Annotated in this window: 18 protein-coding genes; 13 read left to right on the top strand and 5 right to left on the bottom strand. The window is 39.5% G+C overall.

The features are described 5' to 3' along the window. Positions 1-74 precede the first annotated feature (74 nt). The 3 genes from MHB45_RS11110 (at position 75) to MHB45_RS11100 (ending at position 4,802) form a co-directional block, all read left to right on the top strand. Positions 75-818, top strand: a complete 744-nt coding sequence (locus tag MHB45_RS11110) for a Cof-type HAD-IIB family hydrolase (protein WP_176474892.1) — start codon at positions 75-77, stop codon at positions 816-818. Positions 819-990: 172 nt separating this feature from the next. After that, positions 991-1,989, top strand: a complete 999-nt coding sequence (locus MHB45_RS11105; RefSeq protein WP_072273047.1) for an NAD(P)H-dependent flavin oxidoreductase — start codon at positions 991-993, stop codon at positions 1,987-1,989. Between the two features lie 416 nt (positions 1,990-2,405). Continuing rightward, positions 2,406-4,802 (top strand): YhgE/Pip domain-containing protein, encoded by a 2,397-nt coding sequence (locus MHB45_RS11100; RefSeq protein ID WP_072273046.1) that lies wholly within the window; start codon positions 2,406-2,408, stop codon positions 4,800-4,802. Positions 4,803-5,345: 543 nt separating this feature from the next. Here MHB45_RS11100 and MHB45_RS11095 read toward each other — a convergent pair. From MHB45_RS11095 to MHB45_RS11085, 3 genes are all read right to left on the bottom strand, one after another. After that, on the bottom strand, positions 5,346-5,945 hold the full coding sequence (locus MHB45_RS11095; RefSeq protein ID WP_048679624.1) for an exonuclease domain-containing protein: 600 nt from the start codon (positions 5,943-5,945) through the stop codon (positions 5,346-5,348). 423 nt (positions 5,946-6,368) lie between these two features. Further along, positions 6,369-7,250 (bottom strand): helix-turn-helix domain-containing protein, encoded by an 882-nt coding sequence (locus tag MHB45_RS11090; RefSeq protein WP_048679416.1) that lies wholly within the window; start codon positions 7,248-7,250, stop codon positions 6,369-6,371. A gap of 287 nt (positions 7,251-7,537) precedes the next feature. Next, positions 7,538-8,167 (bottom strand): CAP domain-containing protein, encoded by a 630-nt coding sequence (locus MHB45_RS11085; RefSeq protein ID WP_048679419.1) that lies wholly within the window; start codon positions 8,165-8,167, stop codon positions 7,538-7,540. Positions 8,168-8,503: 336 nt separating this feature from the next. Between MHB45_RS11085 and MHB45_RS11080 the strand changes: the two genes are divergently transcribed. From MHB45_RS11080 to MHB45_RS11035, 10 genes are all read left to right on the top strand, one after another. Continuing rightward, positions 8,504-8,824, top strand: a complete 321-nt coding sequence (locus MHB45_RS11080) for an FAD-dependent oxidoreductase (protein WP_161922496.1) — start codon at positions 8,504-8,506, stop codon at positions 8,822-8,824. Between the two features lie 111 nt (positions 8,825-8,935). After that, entirely contained in the window at positions 8,936-9,202 is a 267-nt protein-coding gene (locus MHB45_RS11075; protein ID WP_142953087.1) for a hypothetical protein, read from the top strand. Between the two features lie 544 nt (positions 9,203-9,746). Next, positions 9,747-10,325: a GNAT family N-acetyltransferase gene (locus tag MHB45_RS11070; protein ID WP_048679424.1), complete on the top strand. Its 579-nt coding sequence runs from the start codon at positions 9,747-9,749 to the stop codon at positions 10,323-10,325. Between the two features lie 155 nt (positions 10,326-10,480). After that, positions 10,481-10,915 carry a DMT family transporter gene (locus MHB45_RS11065; RefSeq protein WP_048679427.1) on the top strand — a complete coding sequence of 145 codons (435 nt, stop codon included), beginning with the start codon at positions 10,481-10,483 and terminating at the stop codon, positions 10,913-10,915. 685 nt (positions 10,916-11,600) lie between these two features. After that, on the top strand, positions 11,601-13,235 hold the full coding sequence (locus MHB45_RS11060) for a peptide ABC transporter substrate-binding protein (protein ID WP_226990405.1): 1,635 nt from the start codon (positions 11,601-11,603) through the stop codon (positions 13,233-13,235). Between the two features lie 133 nt (positions 13,236-13,368). Further along, positions 13,369-14,298, top strand: coding sequence for an ABC transporter permease (locus MHB45_RS11055; RefSeq protein ID WP_048679446.1), 930 nt, complete (start codon positions 13,369-13,371; stop codon positions 14,296-14,298). Beyond that, positions 14,298-15,227: an ABC transporter permease gene (locus tag MHB45_RS11050; RefSeq protein ID WP_048679430.1), complete on the top strand. Its 930-nt coding sequence runs from the start codon at positions 14,298-14,300 to the stop codon at positions 15,225-15,227. Before MHB45_RS11055 ends, MHB45_RS11050 begins: the two co-directional genes overlap by 1 nt. A 49-nt stretch (positions 15,228-15,276) precedes the next feature. Beyond that, positions 15,277-16,290 (top strand): ABC transporter ATP-binding protein, encoded by a 1,014-nt coding sequence (locus tag MHB45_RS11045; RefSeq protein ID WP_048679433.1) that lies wholly within the window; start codon positions 15,277-15,279, stop codon positions 16,288-16,290. A 13-nt stretch (positions 16,291-16,303) separates the two neighbouring features. After that, on the top strand, positions 16,304-17,296 hold the full coding sequence (locus MHB45_RS11040) for an ABC transporter ATP-binding protein (RefSeq protein WP_048679436.1): 993 nt from the start codon (positions 16,304-16,306) through the stop codon (positions 17,294-17,296). Between the two features lie 205 nt (positions 17,297-17,501). Continuing rightward, positions 17,502-18,356 carry a crotonase/enoyl-CoA hydratase family protein gene (locus tag MHB45_RS11035; protein ID WP_197281826.1) on the top strand — a complete coding sequence of 285 codons (855 nt, stop codon included), beginning with the start codon at positions 17,502-17,504 and terminating at the stop codon, positions 18,354-18,356. A gap of 221 nt (positions 18,357-18,577) precedes the next feature. On the opposite strand, the gene MHB45_RS11030 is transcribed toward MHB45_RS11035, so the two are convergent. Together MHB45_RS11030 and MHB45_RS11025 are read right to left on the bottom strand one after the other, a co-directional pair. Further along, the gene (locus MHB45_RS11030) at positions 18,578-18,778 is read right to left on the bottom strand and encodes a cold-shock protein (RefSeq protein WP_029714163.1); all 201 of its coding nucleotides are present in this window, start codon (positions 18,776-18,778) and stop codon (positions 18,578-18,580) included. Positions 18,779-18,962: 184 nt separating this feature from the next. After that, positions 18,963-19,919: a D-2-hydroxyacid dehydrogenase gene (locus MHB45_RS11025; RefSeq protein WP_048687104.1), complete on the bottom strand. Its 957-nt coding sequence runs from the start codon at positions 19,917-19,919 to the stop codon at positions 18,963-18,965. Positions 19,920-19,974 lie beyond the last annotated feature (55 nt).

The following is a 19,974-nucleotide window of genomic DNA, read 5'->3' as shown; positions in this document are numbered from 1 at the left end:
CTTTCCTTGGGTATGCATTATAAGCTATCATGGACTTAGTTACATAAAGAAGGATTATGGAAGGGTGAATAAGAATGGAGAAACAAAATATTAAGCTAGTTGCACTTGATATGGATGGCACGCTTCTCAATAAGGCTGGAGAGATATCTGAAGAAAATCGGAGAGCGATAAAAGAAGCCGAAAATCAAGGGGTTTTTGTGGTATTGAGCACAGGAAGATCCTATGCGACGTGCAGTGATTTTGCAAAGTCAATGGAACTCCAATCATACCTCATTACAGTAAACGGAAGCGAAATTTACGATAACCAAGGAAAACTGGTGGAAAGGAATATCGTCGATAGTGAATCCATACAATGGATGTGGGAATTAAGCCAAAAACATGGTACACATTTTTGGGCCATTAGCTGCGATAATATTTACAGAGCTGAAATGCCTGAAAAAATCCATGATTCGCAATGGCTTAAATTCGGTTTTGATACAAATGATGAAAGCATCCGCCAAATCATCATGGATGAACTGGTATCAAAAGGAACCTTTGAAATAAGCAATTCAAGTCCAACGAATATTGAAGTGAATGCCATGGGCGTCAATAAAGCGAAAGCGATAAAGCTCGTATGTTCATTGCTCGACATTACCATGGAAAATGTAATGGCAGTGGGTGACAGCCTTAATGACCTTGCGATGATTTCTGAAGCAAAAGTGGGCGTGGCAATGGGAAATGCCCAAGAAATTGTGAAAGAAAAAGCAGATTGGATTACAGCGACAAACGAAGAAGATGGTGTAGCTAAGGCCATTCGGAAATGGGTGCTTTCAAATTGAATCGAAACTGTATATGGAACGTATTCCATATACAGTTTTTTTATTTAAATGGCGCTGCATGACAAGTAAATTTTAGCTGCTGAATTAATTTCTTGAAAATTGTGTCTTTTAGAAGTATGATAATCTTGTAGTGTTATATTTTGGTAATATATTAATAATGGGAGGTATAAGGATGACAAGTAGTTTGCCTGAACAGTGGTGGAATCAATTAACTTTACCAGTTATCTCAGCACCTATGTTTTTAATATCCGGTCCTGAGTTAGTGAAAGAATGCTGTTTGAATGGGGTGATCGGCTCTTTTCCAGCACCGAATGCGCGGCCGATAGAGGTACTGGATCAATGGATGGGTGACATAAACGATACATTGTTTGCAGCAAAGGATAAAGAACCAGGCTCAAAGATAGCCCCATGGGCAATGAATATGGTTGTTCACCGTACATATAGTCGGCTTGAAGAAGAGTTGGAATTGGTCAAAAAGCATCAGCCTCCCATCGTCATTACATCATTAGGTTCACCAAAACATGTGGTGGATGTCGTACATACCTATGGCGGGTTGGTCTTTTCGGATGTCAGCTCTGTGGATTTTGCAAAGAAAGCTGCGGAGTCAGGTGTGGACGGATTGATCTTGGTTGCTGCGGGAGCAGGCGGTCATGCTGGTGACATAAATAGCTTTGCTTTCGTGGACAGCGTTAGGACATTCTGGGACGGAATTATTTTGCTCGCCGGATCGATCAGTACTGGTCACAGTATTTTGGCAGCTCAGGCGGCAGGAGCGGATCTTGCATATATGGGTACACGTTTTATCGTGGCGAAAGAGAGCAGGGCAAATGATGAATATCGTGAAATGCTTGTCGATTCTGACCATGATGACATCATCTTGACTGATGCATTTTCAGGCGTTAATTGTAATTTGCTTAAACCGAGCATAAGGAAGGAAGGATTGGACCCAGAAAAATTATCCAAAAAAGAAAAAGTCGATTTTGACAGCATGTCCAAATCGTCTGAATCTAAAGCGTGGCGTGATATTTGGTCAGCGGGTCATGGTGTGGGGGCGATTAAAAAAATAGATACCGCTGCAGGCATCATAAAACAATTAGAAAAAGAGTATCAGGAGTCCTTGAATAAATTGACCGGGCAGGCGGAAAAATTAAAAGGAATTATATCGAAATGATATGAAAGCGCTTTATTTAATTATGCTAATATAGCTAATAAAAAGGGTATCCATTATGGGTACCCTTTTTTTCCATGTAATATCAGGGCTAATTCATAATAAAGTATTTTCAGCTTAAAAGGCAATCTAAATGGATTTAAAGATAAAAGCAGCAGTATATATATAGGATGTATCGCTGTGAAAAAATATTGATAAAAAGATGGATAAATGTTATATTATTTTCGTGATAATGACCAAATGAACAATCTAGTCATATATTATTAATTGTTTAAAAAGTAATATATATTTAGGTGAAGATGAAGAATTTTAAATTTACATTGCAGAAGCATATGACTTAATTTTGTATTCTTTCATCCGTTTTCACCGAGATAGATTAAATAAACGGCATATTCGTCGTATAGGAGGGCTTGGTAGGCGTGTTAAAATCTTTAAAGGGTGAATTTTTAGCCATAATAAAACATCCTATGATACTCATTTCCATATTAGGGATCATACTGATTCCTTTGTTATATAGCGGCACATTCCTTTGGGCATTTTGGGATCCATATGGTAAGGTGGATCAATTGCCTGTAGCCATTGTCAATTTGGATGAGGGTGCGGAATTCAATGAAACGGAACTTACAATAGGAAAAGATTTAGTCAAGGAGTTAAAGGAAAAGAAGGATTTCGATTGGCATTTCGTCAGTCAAAAAGAAGCCAATGAAGGCCTGGAAAATCAAGATTATTACATGAAAATAGAAATTCCGAAAAACTTTTCGAAGAATGCAACGACCTTGCAGGAGGACAATCCGAAAAAACTTGATTTAATTTATACGTCCAATGAAGGGTTCAATTATATATCCACTAAAATAGGTGATGCAGCTTCGGAGAGAATCAAAGGGGAGGTTTCGTCGGCGGTAACGAAAACCTATGCGGAGTCAATGTTCGATAATTTGAACGAAGTGGCTGACGGACTCAAAAGTGCCAGTGATGGAGCTGGAGAATTTAAAGACGGAACAGATACAGTGAAAAACGGCTCCAGTGAACTTGGTGAAGGGATTATCTCAGCTAAAGAAGGTTCCAAAAAAGTGGATGAAGGAATTGACTCCCTTCATTCAGGTTCTGTCGAAATCCATGAAAACCTGGAAAAATTAGCTGAAAAATCATTGACCTTTTCGAATGGGGTCGGTTCGGCAGCTGCAGGATCAAAGGAACTTAATCAAGGGTTACAACAGTTTAGCTCTGGTGTTGGGCAAATGAAAGATGGTCAATCCGAGCTTTTGCAAGGGGCAAAGAAATCTGAAGCGGGAACTGGTGAATTGGCCTCTGGATTGCAGCAGTCATTAGAGGGCTTCAATCAAATGGATGAAAAGCTGCCCGCTTTGACTGAGGGGGCAAATGGTGTAGCGGCTGGTGCCGCCCAGCTTTCAGGTTCATTGTCTGAATGGAGTGCAGCATCGAACGAAGCAAAAGCGGGGGCATCTGAAGTTTCGGCAGGTTTGGATGAGGTTATTTCCGGATTGGAACAACAATCTGAAGCTACGGATGATCCTGCAGAGAAAGCGCGTTTGGAGGGAGTGATTTCTTCTCTAACACGCATCAGTGAAGGTAGTAAAGGAGTATCTGAAGGAGTGGGAAAACTATCGGCCAGTGCAACCGAAATGGCTAAAGGCTCAAATAGCCTTAGTGATGGAGCCAATCAGTTAAGTGAAGGCACTAGTGCGTTAAGCGGCGGTTTCACGCAATTGAAGCAAGCTCAGGATAAACTCGCCAATGGGGCGAATGAACTGAAAAATGGCCAAGGTCAATTGGTGTCTGGTTTGACAACATTTGGCGAAAGTATAGATTCAGCACAGAGTGGACTTGGACAATTAACGGAAGGCAGCAATAACTTGGTAAGCGGGCTTGATCAGCTTGAAGATGGCTCCAAGCAATTATCAAGTGGAACCTCACAGCTTTCAGAAGGTTCCAAAGGTCTCGTTACAGGAACGGATAGATTGAAGGAGGGTTCAAACAGCCTAACTAGCGGTATGGGAGAACTGGCGAATGGAGCCATTAAGTTACAAGATGGAATCGCCAAACTTTCAGATGGTTCTGCAGAATTACATGACGAATTGAATGACGGGGCAAATGAAGCAGGCAAGATCAAATCCAATGAAGAAGTTTATGACATGTTTGCAAGCCCAGTTAAAGTAGATAAATTACCAATTAATAATGTACCGAACTATGGCACTAGTTTTGCACCGTATTTAATTTCATTAAGTTTATTTATCGGGGCTATCGTTCTGACGATCATTTTCCCGTTAAGAGATCCTGCTGTTAAACCTGCGAGTGGATTTAGCTGGTTTATTAGTAAATACAGCGTCATGGCACTCATCGGAATCTGTCAAGCCATATTGGTGGACTCGATTTTAATTTTGGGCCTTGGAATCAATGTTACGAGCCTGCCGCTGTTTTTTGCAGTAAGCATTCTTGCTAGCTGCACATTCATGGCAATCATTCAGTTCCTGGGTTCAGCCTTTGACAATCCAGGCCGGTTCATAGCATTATTGATTTTGATTCTCCAACTGACCAGCAGTGGCGGAACATTCCCCAATGAATTAGTACCTGGTTTCTTGCAAGGATTCACACCGTTCCTGCCGATGACTTATTCCATTAATGCTTTTCGTGCTGTCATCTCAACAGGAGATTATAGCTTCATGTGGCATAATCTTGCCATATTGGCGATATTCCTCGTTACAGCATTAATCTTATCACTTCTTTACTTTATTTATCGGTATAAGAAAATGAACGGCACATTGAATGAAAATCAGGAAGAAGCAACTGTACAATGATCAAAAACAATGATCAAAAAAACAGCGACCCATCTGGGTCGCTGTTTCAGACTGTAGACAAATTCGAGGAAAGTGAGTTTGTTTACAGTATTTTATGGATGTACAATTTAGACGTTGATTTCCGCTTCGGGCACTCGCTTTCCGCGGGCGGTCCGCCCGCGGCGCCTTTACGCCTGCGGGGTCTCCCCTAGAGGCGCTTTTCCCGCAGGAGTCTCGCACCCTCTGCTTCAATCAACTTTGTTTTAACTTTTAGATAGAACCCTTTGCCTAAAGTCTTTATTGTTTTAAAATATAATTTTAAAAGCTGAGGTGATGAGGATCCTTTCTAAACATATTTCAAAGGGGGTTCTGAATTTTTTAATTCCGAACCCCATTGTCTACAAACTGAAACAGGTACCCGTCATGAGTCGCTATTAAAAACCTGAGTATTATATGTGCCAAGCGCTTCCTGTTCACAAGGAAAGGGAAAGATGTCAAAAAACGATTATAGTGACAAAACTATGGCGCAACCTGTACAAGAGTGTAAAAGTATTTAAACAGCTTTTATACCCTTGTCTTTTGGGATGCAGGTGCATATTTCTTCATTGGATTTTTTGCAATGACATCCTTTAAATAAGGATGGCCAGAAGGACCTGGTTTTCTCATAAGCTCCATTAGGTAAGATATATCGTCCATGGCCCTGTGTGTTTGAAAATTGGTGATATTATGTGCCTGCAGTAATGTTAAGAGTTTACTATTCTCAAATCCATATTGCTTCCAAGGTACATTCCGCATCGTACAGTACCACTTTTGATCATTGATTTCCGGATACATTTGGTAGAGAAAACTTCTATCGAAAGAAGCATTATGTGCGAAAATCGAATCGGTACGGTCAATGAAGGTTTTAATTTTTTCATCATGAAAACTCTTTCCTTCTACGGAGCTGTATGGAATTCCATGAATTCTGTATGCTTGATCATAATTCCTTCTTGCTCCATAGGAGAGAGGCTCCCTTAAAAATGATTCTTGATCAATAAGATTAATGATTTCCCCTGTTTCACTGCTGTATGTAAAGAGTATAAGGGCAAGCTCGATAATTTCATCTGAAGAGGGACGTAAACCAGTAGTTTCTACGTCCAGTACTAAACCTAATCTATTAGTCAATTTTTTTTCCTCCAGTTGGGTTACATTCTTCTATTATAGCTGACATAGAATGGCTATTGAAAGCATTATGATCGTTTTAAAGGATTTGAAATATTGAAGGTAAGGGTGAACTAACGAAACTAAAAAAAGATAGAGATTTTTAAGCAATCTCTATCTTAGACAGTAGACAAACTTGATGAAAATCGAATTTGTCTACTGTTTTTTGCTTATACAAATTTGGACGTTAATTTCCACTTCAGGCACTCGCTTTCCGCGGGCGGTCCGCCCTGGGGGCACTTGCGCCTGTGGGGTCTCCCTTGGACCGCTATTCCCGCAGGAGTCTCGCACACCCGCTCCAATCAACTATGTTTAAAAATTTAGATAGAACTCCTTTTGTCTACTGAGATAGAGATTATAAGCAATCTCTATCTTTTTTATCCATGTTCATATGCAGTGCAAAATGTTTTGCAATTCATGTTCGGCAATTTGTACGAATTCTTCGTTTTTTTGAAGACTGAAAATGTTTTTGGATTGCTTTATATAGTGCAGTCCTTCTTCAGGTTGTTTCAGCTGAACCAGATTCTTACCAGTTAAAAGATGGAGTTCCGCATATAAATATAATGATTCTATCGAATTACAAATGTTGATCCCTTTAAGAGTATAATTTAATGATTCCTGATAATAATGGAGTTCAGTCAATGTTTGTGCTAATCCATGAATGATCTTCACGATAATGGTACCTTCCTGATTCACATGGGGAATATTCTCGATAAATTCCAGTGCTTCATTGAAGATGGTGATGGCCTCTTCATAATTTTTCGTTTTAAAATGGATGATCCCGATACTATTTAAAACTTCTATTTCCTGTTGATGAAGAATGACCCGTTTACCCATGGTAATCTGCATGACCTCATTCAACAATTCTATAGCCTTTTGTTTGTCATTGTACAAATGAAAAAAAGAGATACCTTCATGCCATTTTATGAATTGATAAAATGATATCGATTTTTCCGGTGCAGTTGCCATTTCTTTTTGGACGATTTCATAAATTGCTTCATAATTACGTGTCCGTTTGTATTTGTTAATCAAAAGTTTAATCGTTTCTATGTAATTATAAATCGGTTCATTTTTAGTAGTGAAGAAATACGGCAGATCAACTTTAAGTTTATCCGCAAAAAGTGCCAATTCATCAATGGTTGGAGAAGTGATGCTTCTTTCATAATCTGTCAGGGCATTAGGTTCACATATATCCTTAGCCAGTTCTTCTCTTGTAAGATTTTGTTTTATTCGTAATTCGTTGATAACAGAGCCAACCTCTATTTTCATTACAATTGCCCCTTTGTACCTATATATAGAATTTTATTTTAACATAATTTAATTTTTATCAGTAAGATAATTGAAAGATAGTATGATATAACTACTTTACGTGTATTCCTTGGGTACCATCCAACTAAAAAATAACGAAGAACGTTTTCTTATTGAAGCGATCAAACTGAAATTACGTCTTTTCGATATAAAGTGAGAAAGGTATATAATCATTGATAATAGCAATCATGAGACTTGGAATATAAGAATAAATAAAAAGAGGCGGCAATCTGCCGCCTCTAAAGCTTTTAATTTCCAATGAATTGTTGGGTCCAATAGTGGGCGTATTTCCCTCCAGTTACATGCCCGATTCCAATGTGCGTATAGTTTTTGTTAAGGATATTCGCCTTATGTCCGGGGCTGTTCATCCATGATTTCATGACAGCATCCGCACTAGGTTGACCTGCTGCGATATTTTCCCCTGCGTACTCGTAACTGATTCCAAAGGATTTCATCATATCGAAAGGCGATCCATAACTGGGACTTGTATGATTGAAATAATTATTATCACGCATATCTTCAGATTTTAGAATGGCTACGTTGGAAATGGCTGTATCCATTTTAAGTGAAGGGAGGCCCGATTTTGCACGTTCTTCATTAACTAAACTAAGGACCTGCTGTTCAACTGATTGACTTTCTTTGCGATTAACCGTGGTATTGGATGATTCGGGAAGATTTATGGTTTGTCCGATTCGAATTTGATTTGCATCGCTTATAGCAGAGTTCGATTTAAGTAATTCGTCAATGCTGACACCATATTCAGAAGCGATTTTCGTTAAGGTATCTCCTTCTGCCACCTCGTAAGTATTGGCTCCCAAAGCGACTTTTGGAGATAGAAGTGATAGTGACAGTGCGGATAAAAGGATGATTTTCTTCATTTTAATTCCTCCTAGTAGAATATCTGGATTGGAAGTATAGTATCCTATAAAAATAGTTTTGTGTAAAATTAGCTCATTCCATTCTTTATAGGACTAGGAAAAAGGGATAGTATGAGAATATACATAATACGGGTACATATGACTTGGCAGATTATATGGTAAATCCAAATCATAGGTCTATTTGATAAATTGGAATGATGGATTTCTGGAAAAAAAGAATCATTTTACGTTTGCAGGCCATGTTTGTCAAGGTAAATAATAAGTGCATCAAAACGATATAGTTATATGGTACTAAAAAGGATGAAACTAATTAATTATCCCAAGAGTGGAGCTTGTATGGATTTAAAGGCAGGGAAAGTGTTATGGAAAGATACATTTGAAGCGAGAAAATATCCCATGTTGGAGGAAGAACTTTCATGTGATGTTTGTATAGTAGGGAGCGGTTCATCAGGGGCATACTTTTCCTATTTTTTGGCAGAGACTGGTCTGAATGTCGTCCTGATCGATAAACGGGATATAAGTGAAGGAAGTACGGTTGCGTATACTGGACTTTTACAGTTTTCAAATGATAAAACTTTTACTTCCCTCATTCATAGTTTTGGAGAAGAAGCTGGGACACCATTCGGACACTTGAGAAAGAGGTCGTTCCAAGTTTAAAGGAAAATCCGGATTTTAAAATTAGAAAAAGCTTGTACTATGCATCCAATCCCATGCACGTTTCTAAGCTTAAAGAAGAATATAGGAATCTTAAAACCCGCAATTTCCCTGTTGAATATTATACTGAAAAAGAGATTAACCGGAAATTTTCGTTTCCGAGATAATGATGCTGAAATCAATCCTTATAAACATTCACCTTTATTGATTGAAAAGGCTGTTTCGAAAGGCGTACGTGTCTATGCAACAACAAAAATCAATGAAAAGATAGAGAATCAAACCCAGTTATTTACCGAAACGTGTCACACGGTACATGCACAGACGGTCATCTTCGCAATTGGTTATGAAGCCCAAGAAGAAGTGAAGGATAAAATGCAGTGATTCTCAGTTCATATGCCATAGCAACAAATCAAATAGCCGATCAAGCTAAATGGCATGATAATATGATGATTTGAGAAACGGCACGGCCTTATTAATATGCAAGAAAAACTCCTGACAATCGAATTATCATTGGTGGCCTTGATGAATCGACCGGTTATCTGGAAAAAGGGATTCAATGATTTTGAACAAAAGAGATAAATTAATAAAGCGGCTTGTCAATCTGTTTCCAGAATTAGAGAATCGGATCTGGACTGATTATTATTGGGGAGCTTTTTTGGGTGAGCCCATGATGGTTTACGGACAATAGGAATGTATCCTGACCATCCTAATTGCTACTTCTTATTGGGTTATGGCGGGAATGGGACGGTTTACAGTGTCATCCTTTCCCAAATCATCAGGGATTTGATTACAAAGGGAGGACATGAGGACTCGGCATATTACGTTAAGGAAAGGCATTTTTCAAAAAGTATTGTCCATTAAGACAGGTATCTCTTCATCATGAATCGAATTAAGTAGACAGCTGAATATACGGAGGGATTCTTCGATGTGGTTTAAGGAATTGGAAACAGAAAGGCTGCATTTAATCGAAATAGGTCACCATCATGCCGAGAGTCTGTTTGAAATCCTCTCTAAAGATGAAGTGACCCAATATGATGGGATAGAAAGTTTAACTCTAGTAGAAGATGCCCGCCGCTTAATCGACTCCTTTAAAAGTGCTTATATAAACAAACGAGGGATGCGGTGGGGAGTCATTCTAAAGGATTCAGGCAAATTCATCGGTACTGTTGGCCTGCATCAATTGAGCCTAGCCAACAAACGCGCCGAAATAGGATATGAAATCCATCCTGAATATTGGAGGAAACACTTCACGTCTGAAGCTGTAAACGAAGTATTGCGCTATTGCTTTGAAGAATTGAGACTAAATAGAATCGCCGCTTTAACTTTCAAGGATAATATTGCATCCAGAAACCTTCTGAAGAAATTTGGATTCAAAGAGGAAGGCAGCCTCAGAAGTTATCTATTTCTTCGTGATCAGTCGCATGATGCCCTGGTATTTTCCTTGTTGAATACGGAGTATTGCCAGTTAAGGCAACAAAGTGTTCAGGAATCATATAGATTTTAGTTTGGTATAGAAGATTGCAGCTGGCCCAAAGTGCCAGTTTTTTTATTTGCAGATGATTTTATATCAGTAAAGGACAATATACATATTTTTCATGTTAAAATGGTATGCGAATTCATTAATCAGTCCGGATGGACATAAAAAGGAGCAAAATCATTGTGAAGATATTATTTCCGTTGCTTGCGGTCCTGGGCGGAATCACCATTGCCATACAAGGACAAATCAATGGTGGATTAGGAAAAAAAGTGGGGGTCATTGAAGCTTCCTTCATTTCGTTTGGAATCGGGACTCTCGCTTTATTATTTATTGTTTTGTTTGTGGGAAATGGAAATATTTCTGCCATCGCGTCTGTACCCAAATGGCAATTAACAGGCGGACTGTTAGGGGCTATTTATGTTATTGTGATCGTATTGGTCGTGCCTCGGATTGGAGTGGCACCGACATTGGTCGGGGTTATAGCAGGCCAGATAATTATTGGGGCAGTCATTGACCATTTCGGTTTATTTGGAGGCGTACGCATCCCATTGGATGCGAAAAAGGTGGCAGGAATTTGTTTACTTTTCGTGTCATTATATTTGTTTAATCATAAATGAAGAAGGGGCACTTTTCATTGAAACGACGGGTACATATAGGGGAATATTTCTATTCTCCTATAGTTAATGCCTATTATTTGGAGATTGATTAAAGAGAACTAAATATTTTAACGAAGTAATGCATTATCCTGCTAAAATATTTTATTTGAGAGGGGATGGTTTGCTAGGAAAGTTGTCTTAGTAATCAACCTAATATGAATTATTAGAATATTTAGAAATAAATAGACAAGAGAACCTATATGAATACTGATTTAGAGGGGTTTGTAAAAACACCTGGAAGTCGGAAGTCCTTTTAGGTGATCATTTCTATTTACCTAGTATCTAGATCGAATTGATTAGCAATTAATTACTATATTGTGAAAAAGTACTCACCGGTTTATTGATTTTTTGATTTATTCGTAATATACTTAAAATTCAACATCTTTAATTCGAGGTATAGTATCTTTGGCGAGGTGAAAAAAAGGTGATTTTTTACCTAGTAAACTGCATTAATTGCCATTTTTAGGTAGAAATTAAGATTTATGCAAACGGTTCGCTAATTGATTTGGGTGAATTTCTGCAATGAATGCTTCTACTTTTCCTCGCAATCATTATATGTACTATACGGAAGATTAATAGGTGTTAGAAGGATAATCTCTTAAATGGGAATATTCTAAGAAAGATTAAAGATGAGGGGGAATATTTTTTGAAAAAGTCTAAATTTTCAGTGCTTGCTCTTCTTATGGCCATCATGCTTATTCTTGCGGCATGCAACGGCGGTTCGAAGGAAACTTCGAATGAAAAAGAAGGAGGCTCGGGTGACTCATCCGGATCAAAAGTATTAAACGTAAACAATTCGAGTGAACCTGGTTCGCTTCACCCTGCAAATGCTCAAGGTACTCATGAATCATGGATCCTTGAACATACGTTCGAGGGGCTGACAAAGAAAACAGAGGAAGGCAAAATCGTCCCTGGTTCTGCAGAATCATGGGAAATCAGTGAAGATGGATTAACTTGGACATTCAAATTGAAAGATGGTTTGAAATGGTCAAATGGAGATCCGCTTACAGCCAATGATTTCGAATACGCTTGGAAATATGCTTTGAAACCGGAAACGGCTGCAGATTATGCTTACCAACTTTATTATCTTAAAGGCGGGGAAGCATACAACAGTAAGAAAGGGAAGGAAGAGGATGTAGGGGTTAAAGCGACAGACGAACATACATTAGTCGTTACTTTGGAACAGCCTACACCATATTTCCTTGACTTGACATCTTTCTATACTTTCTATCCAATCAATAAAAAGGTACAGGAAGAAAATCCAAAATGGGCTTTGGATGCAAAAACTCACGTTTCAAACGGGCCGTTCAAATTAACGGAATGGAAACATAAAGAAAGCCTGAAAATCGAAAAGAATGAAAATTACTACGATAAAGATAAAATCAAATTGGATGCAGTTAACTTTGCTCTAATTGAAGATGAAAATACCGCATGGCAAATGTATCAGAGTGGCGAATTGGACCTCGCATATCCACTGCCAGTGGATATTCAAGGTCAAATGGTCAATTCTGATGATAAAGAATTCAAAATGGGCAAAGAACTTGCTGTTTACTATTACAACTTTAATACAGAAGTGAAACCTTTCAATAATGCTAAAGTAAGGAAAGCGCTTTCAATGGCTATCGAGCGTCAAAAAATCACCGAAAATGTTGCTCAAGGAGGACAAAAGCCTGCTTTCGGCGTAGTCCCTCCGGGTATTCCTGATGCATCTGGAGATTTCCAGGAAAATACAGGTAACCTATTTAAGGAAGATGTTACCGAAGCTAAGAAATTGTTAAAAGAAGGACTTGCTGAAGAAGGCATGAAAGAATTACCTGAGTTTTCAATTTTGTATAACACTTTAGATTCACACAAGAAAATTGCTGAAGCGGTTCAAGGAATGTGGCGTGATAACCTGGGTGTTGAAGTGACACTTGAAAATGCAGAATTCCAAGTTAAGCTTGACCGTGAAAAAGCTGGTGACTTTGAAATTTCCCGTGCAGGATGGGTTGGTGACTATGTTGACCCGATGACATTCATGCTTTGGGAAACGGACGGCGCCTATAATGATGCAGGTTGGTCAAACAAAGAATATGATAATTTATTAAAAGAAGCAAAATCTACAATGGATCCAAAAGAACGCATGGATGCTTTGCATAAAGCAGAGAAAGTCATGATTGACGAAATGCCGATCCTTCCGGTTTACTTCTATACAAAACCATATATGGTTAAATCGAATGTTACTGGAGTTTTTGCTCCAATTAACGCTTATCCGAACTTTATTTACGCGGATAAAAAATAATAGAAGGATAATAGTGAAATGGGAGGTATGTCCGATTAAGGTCATACCCCATTTTTCAATTGCGAATTTGAATATTTCATGCATTCATTTCCGTTTTCAACTTCTTAGAAAATCGATGATTGGGGTGATTACCATGTTGAGATATACATTAAACCGTTTTAAATGGGCGATTATTACTTTATGGGCTGTTATTACATTAACGTTCATCATAATGCATACGATTCCGGGAAATCCATTTGCAAAAGAAGGAGCCATGCCTCCTGCTGTTTATGAAAACCTTCAAGTCCACTATGGATTGGACAAGCCGTTGTTGACCCAATATGGGAATTATTTATTGGAAGTCGTTCAATTTGATTTTGGTCCTTCATTGAAATCTTCATCCATTACCGTGAATGATTACATTTTGAAGGGGTTTCCGGTGTCATTGCACTTAGGGGCACAAGCTTTGGTGATTGCCATCTTCTTTGGCCTCATTTTGGGTGTCGTGGCATCACTGAAAAGAAATAAATGGCCCGACTATTTATCAATGATCATTGCCATCGTAGGGATTTCCGTTCCTAACTTTATCCTTGCGACTATTTTAATCAATTATTTCGCAATTAAATGGAATATATTCCCTGTGGCTACATGGGCGACATGGCAGCATACCATTTTACCATCCATTGCCCTTTCCATGATGCCGCTTGCTTTCATCGCGAGACTGATGCGGACAAGCATGCTTGAAGTAATGGGGCAGGATTACATTTTGACAGCAAAAGCCAAAGGATTGAAACGGAGCGGTGTCATAATCAAACATGCGATTCGGAATGCGTTATTGCCGATTATCACGATTCTGGGCATCCTTACGGCTAATATCGTGACAGGAAGCTTCATCATTGAGCGTATTTTTGGTATTCCGGGCATGGGAGATATGTTCGTAAAGGGAATATCCAACAGGGACTACCCGGTGATTCTTGGTTCCACAATTGTGTATAGTGCGGTGCTTATTCTATTGATATTCATCGTTGATATAGCCTATACGTTGATTGATCCTAGAATTAAAGTGACGGGGGAGAAGAAATAATGGCAGATAAAGTGCATTTAACCGAAGATATGTTCCAACCCGCCGAAGGCAACTTTAAGGAAGCTGAAAAAATAGCAAGACCTACAGTTTCATATTGGTCTGACGTCTGGCGTCGATTTAAAGAAAATAAGCTGGCGATGACGGGGTTTATTCTAATAATCCTCTTGGTCTTGATGGCGATTTTTGGTCCGTACATTAACGGATATACTTATTATGGACAAGATTTCGAGAAAAAGAATCTTAGCCCAAATAGCGAGCATTGGTTTGGAACGGATTCATCAGGAAGGGATCTATTTACGCGAGCTTGGTACGGTGCAAGGATATCCTTGTTCATTGGATTGATGGCAGCGCTGATCGACTTTTTAATTGGTGTCCTTTATGGCGGGATTTCTGCCATTCGTGGCGGACGCACGGATAATATCATGATGCGTTTCGCTGAGGTGATCTATGCGATTCCATACCTATTGATGGTTATCTTAATGATGGTCGTATTAAAACCTGGTATTCTGCCGATCATCATTGCAATGTCGATTACGGGGTGGATTCCGATGGCGCGACTGGTACGTGGACAAGTTTTACAACTGAAAGAGAATGAATATATCCATGCTGCAACAATCTCTGGAGCCAATACGAGCTGGACTTTAAGAAAACACATGATTCCAAATACAATGGGACCGATCCTTGTCAATTTAACGTTGACTGTACCTACTGCCATTTTTGCCGAAGCTACACTTAGCTTTTTGGGACTGGGAGTTCCGGCACCTCAGGCAAGCTGGGGAACATTGACAAGTGATGCACTGGGAAGCATTCTGGTAGGGAATTTCTATCAACTGTTAATCCCGGCAATTTTGATTTCCTTAACGATGTTCGCGTTCAATGTGGTTGGTGACGGATTGCAGGATGCCTTAGATCCAAAACTACGGAAATAAATGAGTCCTAACATAATGATTTGATATTACTAGAATAGGAGGGACGATGATGGAGAACCTATTAGAAGTCAACGATTTACAAATCACCTTCCATACTTATGCAGGTAAAGTGCAAGCGGTTCGCGGTGTGAACTTTGGCGTGAAAAAGGGGGAAGCCGTTGCGATTGTTGGGGAGTCCGGATGCGGCAAAAGTGTTACAGCGAAATCTATCATGAGATTATTGGAAACACCCCCGGCAGAGTATGGAAAAGGGTCGATAAACTTTGGCGGTAAAGACCTTCTTAAAATGAGTGAAAAGGAAATGCAGAGGATTCGAGGGAATGAAATCAGCATGATTTTCCAGGATCCGATGACTTCGCTCAATCCAACGACAAAAATCGGCAGCCAGATCATGGAAGGCATTTTAAAGCATAATAAAAACATGTCCCGAAATGATGCATACGAACGGGCGTTGGAAACACTGAAACTAGTAGGTATTCCACAGCCGGAAAAAAGAATGCAGCAATATCCGCATGAGTTTTCAGGTGGTATGCGCCAAAGGGCAATGATAGCGATGGCCCTTGCTTGCGAACCGAAATTGCTGATTGCCGATGAACCTACAACTGCATTGGATGTAACGATACAAGCGCAAATATTGGAACTGATGAAAGATATCCAACGAAGAATGGATACTTCCATCATTTTAATCACTCATGATTTAGGTGTGGTTGCGGAAACTTGTGAACGGGTAGTCGTCATGTATGCAGGCAAGGTTGTGGAGACGGGTACGGTAGAGGCTATATTTTCAAACCCGCAGCATCCTTATACAAGAGGTCTGCTTAAAACGGTGCCAAGGCTGGATATGGAAAAAACGGCTCCGTTGGTTCCGATTATCGGATCACCACCGGATTTATTGGATCCGCCAAAAGGATGCCCATTTTACCCAAGATGTGAATCAGCAATGAAAGTGTGCAAAGGCCATGATCCGGAGCTTGAAGTAGTGGAAGAAGGTCAGACAGCCGCATGCTGGCTGCACCACCCGATGGCCAAGGCAGCACAGTTACAAGCACCGACTAATGTATAAAGGAGGAGAACCAATGGTTTCACTGAAAAATAAGGCCGTAAAAGAAAAGACATACAACGAAAATTCTCCTCTTGTTGAAATAAAGAATCTGAAGAAGCATTTTCCTATCGGTTCTCAATCACTGAAAGCGGTAGATGGTTTGGATCTCAAAATCTATCCAGGGGAAACTGTCGGCCTTGTTGGGGAAAGCGGTTGCGGTAAGTCGACTGCAGGTCGTACAATCACTCGATTATATGAACCGACAGATGGAGAAGTTCTTTTTCAGGGGAAAAATATTTTCGATTACAAACCCGGGGAAATGTCACATATCCGCCGTGAAATACAAATGATTTTCCAAGATCCTTACGCATCCTTGAACCCAAGGATGAAGGTGGAGGAATTGATTGGGGAACCACTTGCCATTCATGGGATATCAAAAGGTAAAGAGCGAAGAAAACGGGTGGAAGACCTGTTAAAGCTGGTTGGTTTAAGTCCGGAACATATCACTCGTTTTCCGCATGAATTCAGTGGCGGACAACGCCAGCGTATTGGAATTGCAAGGGCCTTGGCTTTAAATCCTAAATTCATCGTTTGTGATGAACCAATCTCTGCCTTGGATGTTTCGATACAGGCCCAAGTGGTCAACTTATTAAAAGAACTGCAAAAAGAAATGGGATTGACTTATTTATTCATAGCGCATGATTTATCGATGGTCAAGTATATTTCAGATCGTATTTTAGTCATGTACCTTGGCAGGATGATGGAACTTTCGGATAGTGATTCCTTAACGAAAGATCCGCTACACCCATACACACAGGCCTTGCTATCCGCAGTGCCGATACCAGACCCGACTATTAAACGGGAAAGGATCGTCCTTAAAGGCGATGTACCAAGTCCGATCAATCCGCCGAGCGGCTGTGTATTTCGGACGCGCTGCCCTAAGGCGATGGAGATATGCTCCAGTGCTGTACCTGAATGGAAAGAACAAAAACCAGGACATTTCGTTGCTTGTCATTTATATTGGTAAACAAAAAAACCAGTTGCATTTGCGACTGGTCTTTTTTTACACATTTATGTAAAATATTTTTAGAATAGAAACGATTATCAAATTATTTATAAGTATGTCAAAATAAAAAACTAGGAATCTGAAAATAAAACATATAAAATGTAATTATATGTAAATATAAAATTCTGTTGAATGTTTCAATTTGTGAGAGAAGGAGGGACTGTTATTGTATTCCACGATAACTAGTGAGATCGTCGATCGTGTCATGATTGTTACTCTTAATCGTCCAGAGAGAATGAATGCTTTCAATGAAAAGATGTGTGAGGAGATGATTCGCGCTTTTAATGAAGCGGATGAAAATGATGACGTAAGAGCCGTCATATTAACTGGCGCTGGGGATGCTTTTTGTGCTGGAATGGATTTGGAAAAAGGTGCAGAAACGTTTATGGATCACACTCCTTTGGTTGAATATCGCGATGCAGGAGGAATGTTGTCATTACGGATTTTTGAGATGAAGAAACCTATGATAGCAGCCATTAATGGAGCGGCAGTCGGGATTGGGATAACGATGACTTTGCCCATGGACATTAGAATTGCTTCAACAGATGCAAAGATGGGTTTTGTATTTGCAAGGCGGGGGATAACGATGGAGGCATGCAGCGGCTGGTTCTTGCCTAGACTTGTCGGAATGGGCAAAGCTTCCGAATGGATTTTTACCGGCAGGATGATTACGGCCAGTGAAGCATATGAGGGAAGGCTGGTAAACAAGATCGTCGAGCCAGAAGAATTGATGTCTGCAGCAATGGAGATTGCGACAGACATTGCGGAAAATACATCTTCCGTCTCTGTGACGCTATCCCGGCAGTTAATGTGGTCCATGCTCGGTGCGAACCATCCTGTTGAATCACACAAAATAGAATCGAAAATGATTCATTGGACCGGAAAACAAGCTGATGCACTAGAAGGAATCGAAGCTTTTCTCGAAAAAAGGAAAGCCGATTTCAAAATGAAAAGCAGCACGGATATGCCTCCGTTTTATCCGTGGGGAACGGATCGAACATATGAAGCGGATAAGAAATGAATGAATGGTAAGGTCGATATCGAGGGCTTCGGAAGTGCTTGATAATTTTTACTTTTCGGATAAATTAGGGTTTCTTTTCTTAGTGTGTTATACTAGGTTTACCATTTACTAAACTTGTTTCATGTTCCCTATTCCCTGTGAATAGGGTTTTTTTATGATTGTTTTTTCGATCAAAAAAAACAGACCCTACAAGTAGGGTCCGTTATATATTGTATTTAAAATTATGCTTTTTGAACGTTAGTAGCTTGGGGTCCACGTTGACCTTGCTCAACTTCAAAAGTAACTTCTTGACCTTCGTCTAATGATTTGAATCCTTCGCTTTGGATAGCTGAGAAATGTACGAATACATCGTCTCCGTTTTCGCGTTCGATGAAGCCAAATCCTTTTTCTGCGTTAAACCATTTTACTTTACCTTGTTCCATTGTTGTTGCCTCCTAGTGTGAATCCACACATTGTGTTACTACCCTTGCTCAATCATTAGACGAAAAGTTTTTCACTTATCAATCTTCCCGAACAAAAATAATTCTTTTTAAATATAACAGATAATGTCGGAATCTGCAAGCTAACAAGGGAAGATTATTAATGTATACAGAAAATGAACAATTCTTAATACCCTTTTTTGTAATCAAGTAAATTTGTTGAAGGTGTTTTACCATTTAGATAGTCCTTTAAATTTGGGATGAAAATATCCTGAATTAGCCTTTGGTCGTAAAATTCCGTATTTCCGGATGTGTGCGGCGTGATGATTACGTTGTTCAACTCCCATAAAGGGCTATTCTCAGGAAGTGGCTCCGTTTCAAACACATCAAGACCAGCACCTGCAATATCTTTGTCCTTAAGCGCTTGAATCAATTCGTTTTGAATGACGAGGTTTCCCCTTCCTATATTAATGAAAAATGCGGAGCGCTTCATTAAATTGAATTCGTTTTTACCAAACATATTCCTTGTTTCTGGGGTCAAAGGTAATGTCACGACAATATAATCACACTTAGGAAGAAGATCAATCAATTGTTTTTGTGTGAACATCTCATCTACAAATTCTTCTGATTCACCGGAATGGCGCATCCCTAATACGGTCATGCCAAAAGCCTTGGCAATTTTGGCGGTTTCCTTTCCGATTTTCCCGACACCGATGATTCCTATGGTCTTTTCATGAATTTCCTGCTTCATATGTGCGTGATGCCAGGTCTTTGTATGCTGTTGCTTAATATATGTATCTGTTTTTCTTGTTAAGGCAAGCATTAACGCGAAAATAGTCTCTGAAATGGGATACGCATGAACGCCGTTTGCAGTTGTAATCTGAACATTCATTTGTTCTAAATTTTCCAGGGGTAAAGCATTCACTCCTGCGCTCCATGTCTGGATCCATTTAACATCGCTTGCAGCGATCGATACAGACATTTCCGCTTTCCAGCCTGCGATCACTTCTGCATCGGCAATATGATCTCTCCATTTTTCCGGAGATCTCCCTGTGATAACAGTCCACTCGGGAATCAATTCTTGGATCTTCTGTAATAAGATTTCATTCAAATTTTGGCTTATTATGAGTTTTCTTTTTGGCATAATTATCCTCCTGGATATTTTTTCTGAATTATACGTAAGTTTCGATAATATTTCA

Source organism: Peribacillus sp. FSL K6-5616, assembly GCF_038008245.1.
Taxonomy (GTDB): domain Bacteria; phylum Bacillota; class Bacilli; order Bacillales; family DSM-1321; genus Peribacillus; species Peribacillus frigoritolerans.
The sequence above is the reverse complement of the archived record's forward strand: the minus strand, read 5'-3'. Positions and strand labels throughout refer to the sequence as shown.

Coding starts and splice junctions, on each gene's coding strand:
- MHB45_RS11110 (WP_176474892.1), top strand. CDS start 75: ATGGAGAAACAAAATATTAAGCTAGTTGCACTTGATATGGATGGCACG.
- MHB45_RS11105 (WP_072273047.1), top strand. CDS start 991: ATGACAAGTAGTTTGCCTGAACAGTGGTGGAATCAATTAACTTTACCA.
- MHB45_RS11090 (WP_048679416.1), bottom strand. CDS start 7,250: ATGAAAATAGAGGTTGGCTCTGTTATCAACGAATTACGAATAAAACAA.
- MHB45_RS11085 (WP_048679419.1), bottom strand. CDS start 8,167: ATGAAGAAAATCATCCTTTTATCCGCACTGTCACTATCACTTCTATCT.
- MHB45_RS11080 (WP_161922496.1), top strand. CDS start 8,504: ATGGATTTAAAGGCAGGGAAAGTGTTATGGAAAGATACATTTGAAGCG.
- MHB45_RS11070 (WP_048679424.1), top strand. CDS start 9,747: ATGTGGTTTAAGGAATTGGAAACAGAAAGGCTGCATTTAATCGAAATA.
- MHB45_RS11055 (WP_048679446.1), top strand. CDS start 13,369: ATGTTGAGATATACATTAAACCGTTTTAAATGGGCGATTATTACTTTA.
- MHB45_RS11050 (WP_048679430.1), top strand. CDS start 14,298: ATGGCAGATAAAGTGCATTTAACCGAAGATATGTTCCAACCCGCCGAA.
- MHB45_RS11045 (WP_048679433.1), top strand. CDS start 15,277: ATGGAGAACCTATTAGAAGTCAACGATTTACAAATCACCTTCCATACT.
- MHB45_RS11040 (WP_048679436.1), top strand. CDS start 16,304: ATGGTTTCACTGAAAAATAAGGCCGTAAAAGAAAAGACATACAACGAA.
- MHB45_RS11030 (WP_029714163.1), bottom strand. CDS start 18,778: ATGGAACAAGGTAAAGTAAAATGGTTTAACGCAGAAAAAGGATTTGGC.
- MHB45_RS11025 (WP_048687104.1), bottom strand. CDS start 19,919: ATGCCAAAAAGAAAACTCATAATAAGCCAAAATTTGAATGAAATCTTA.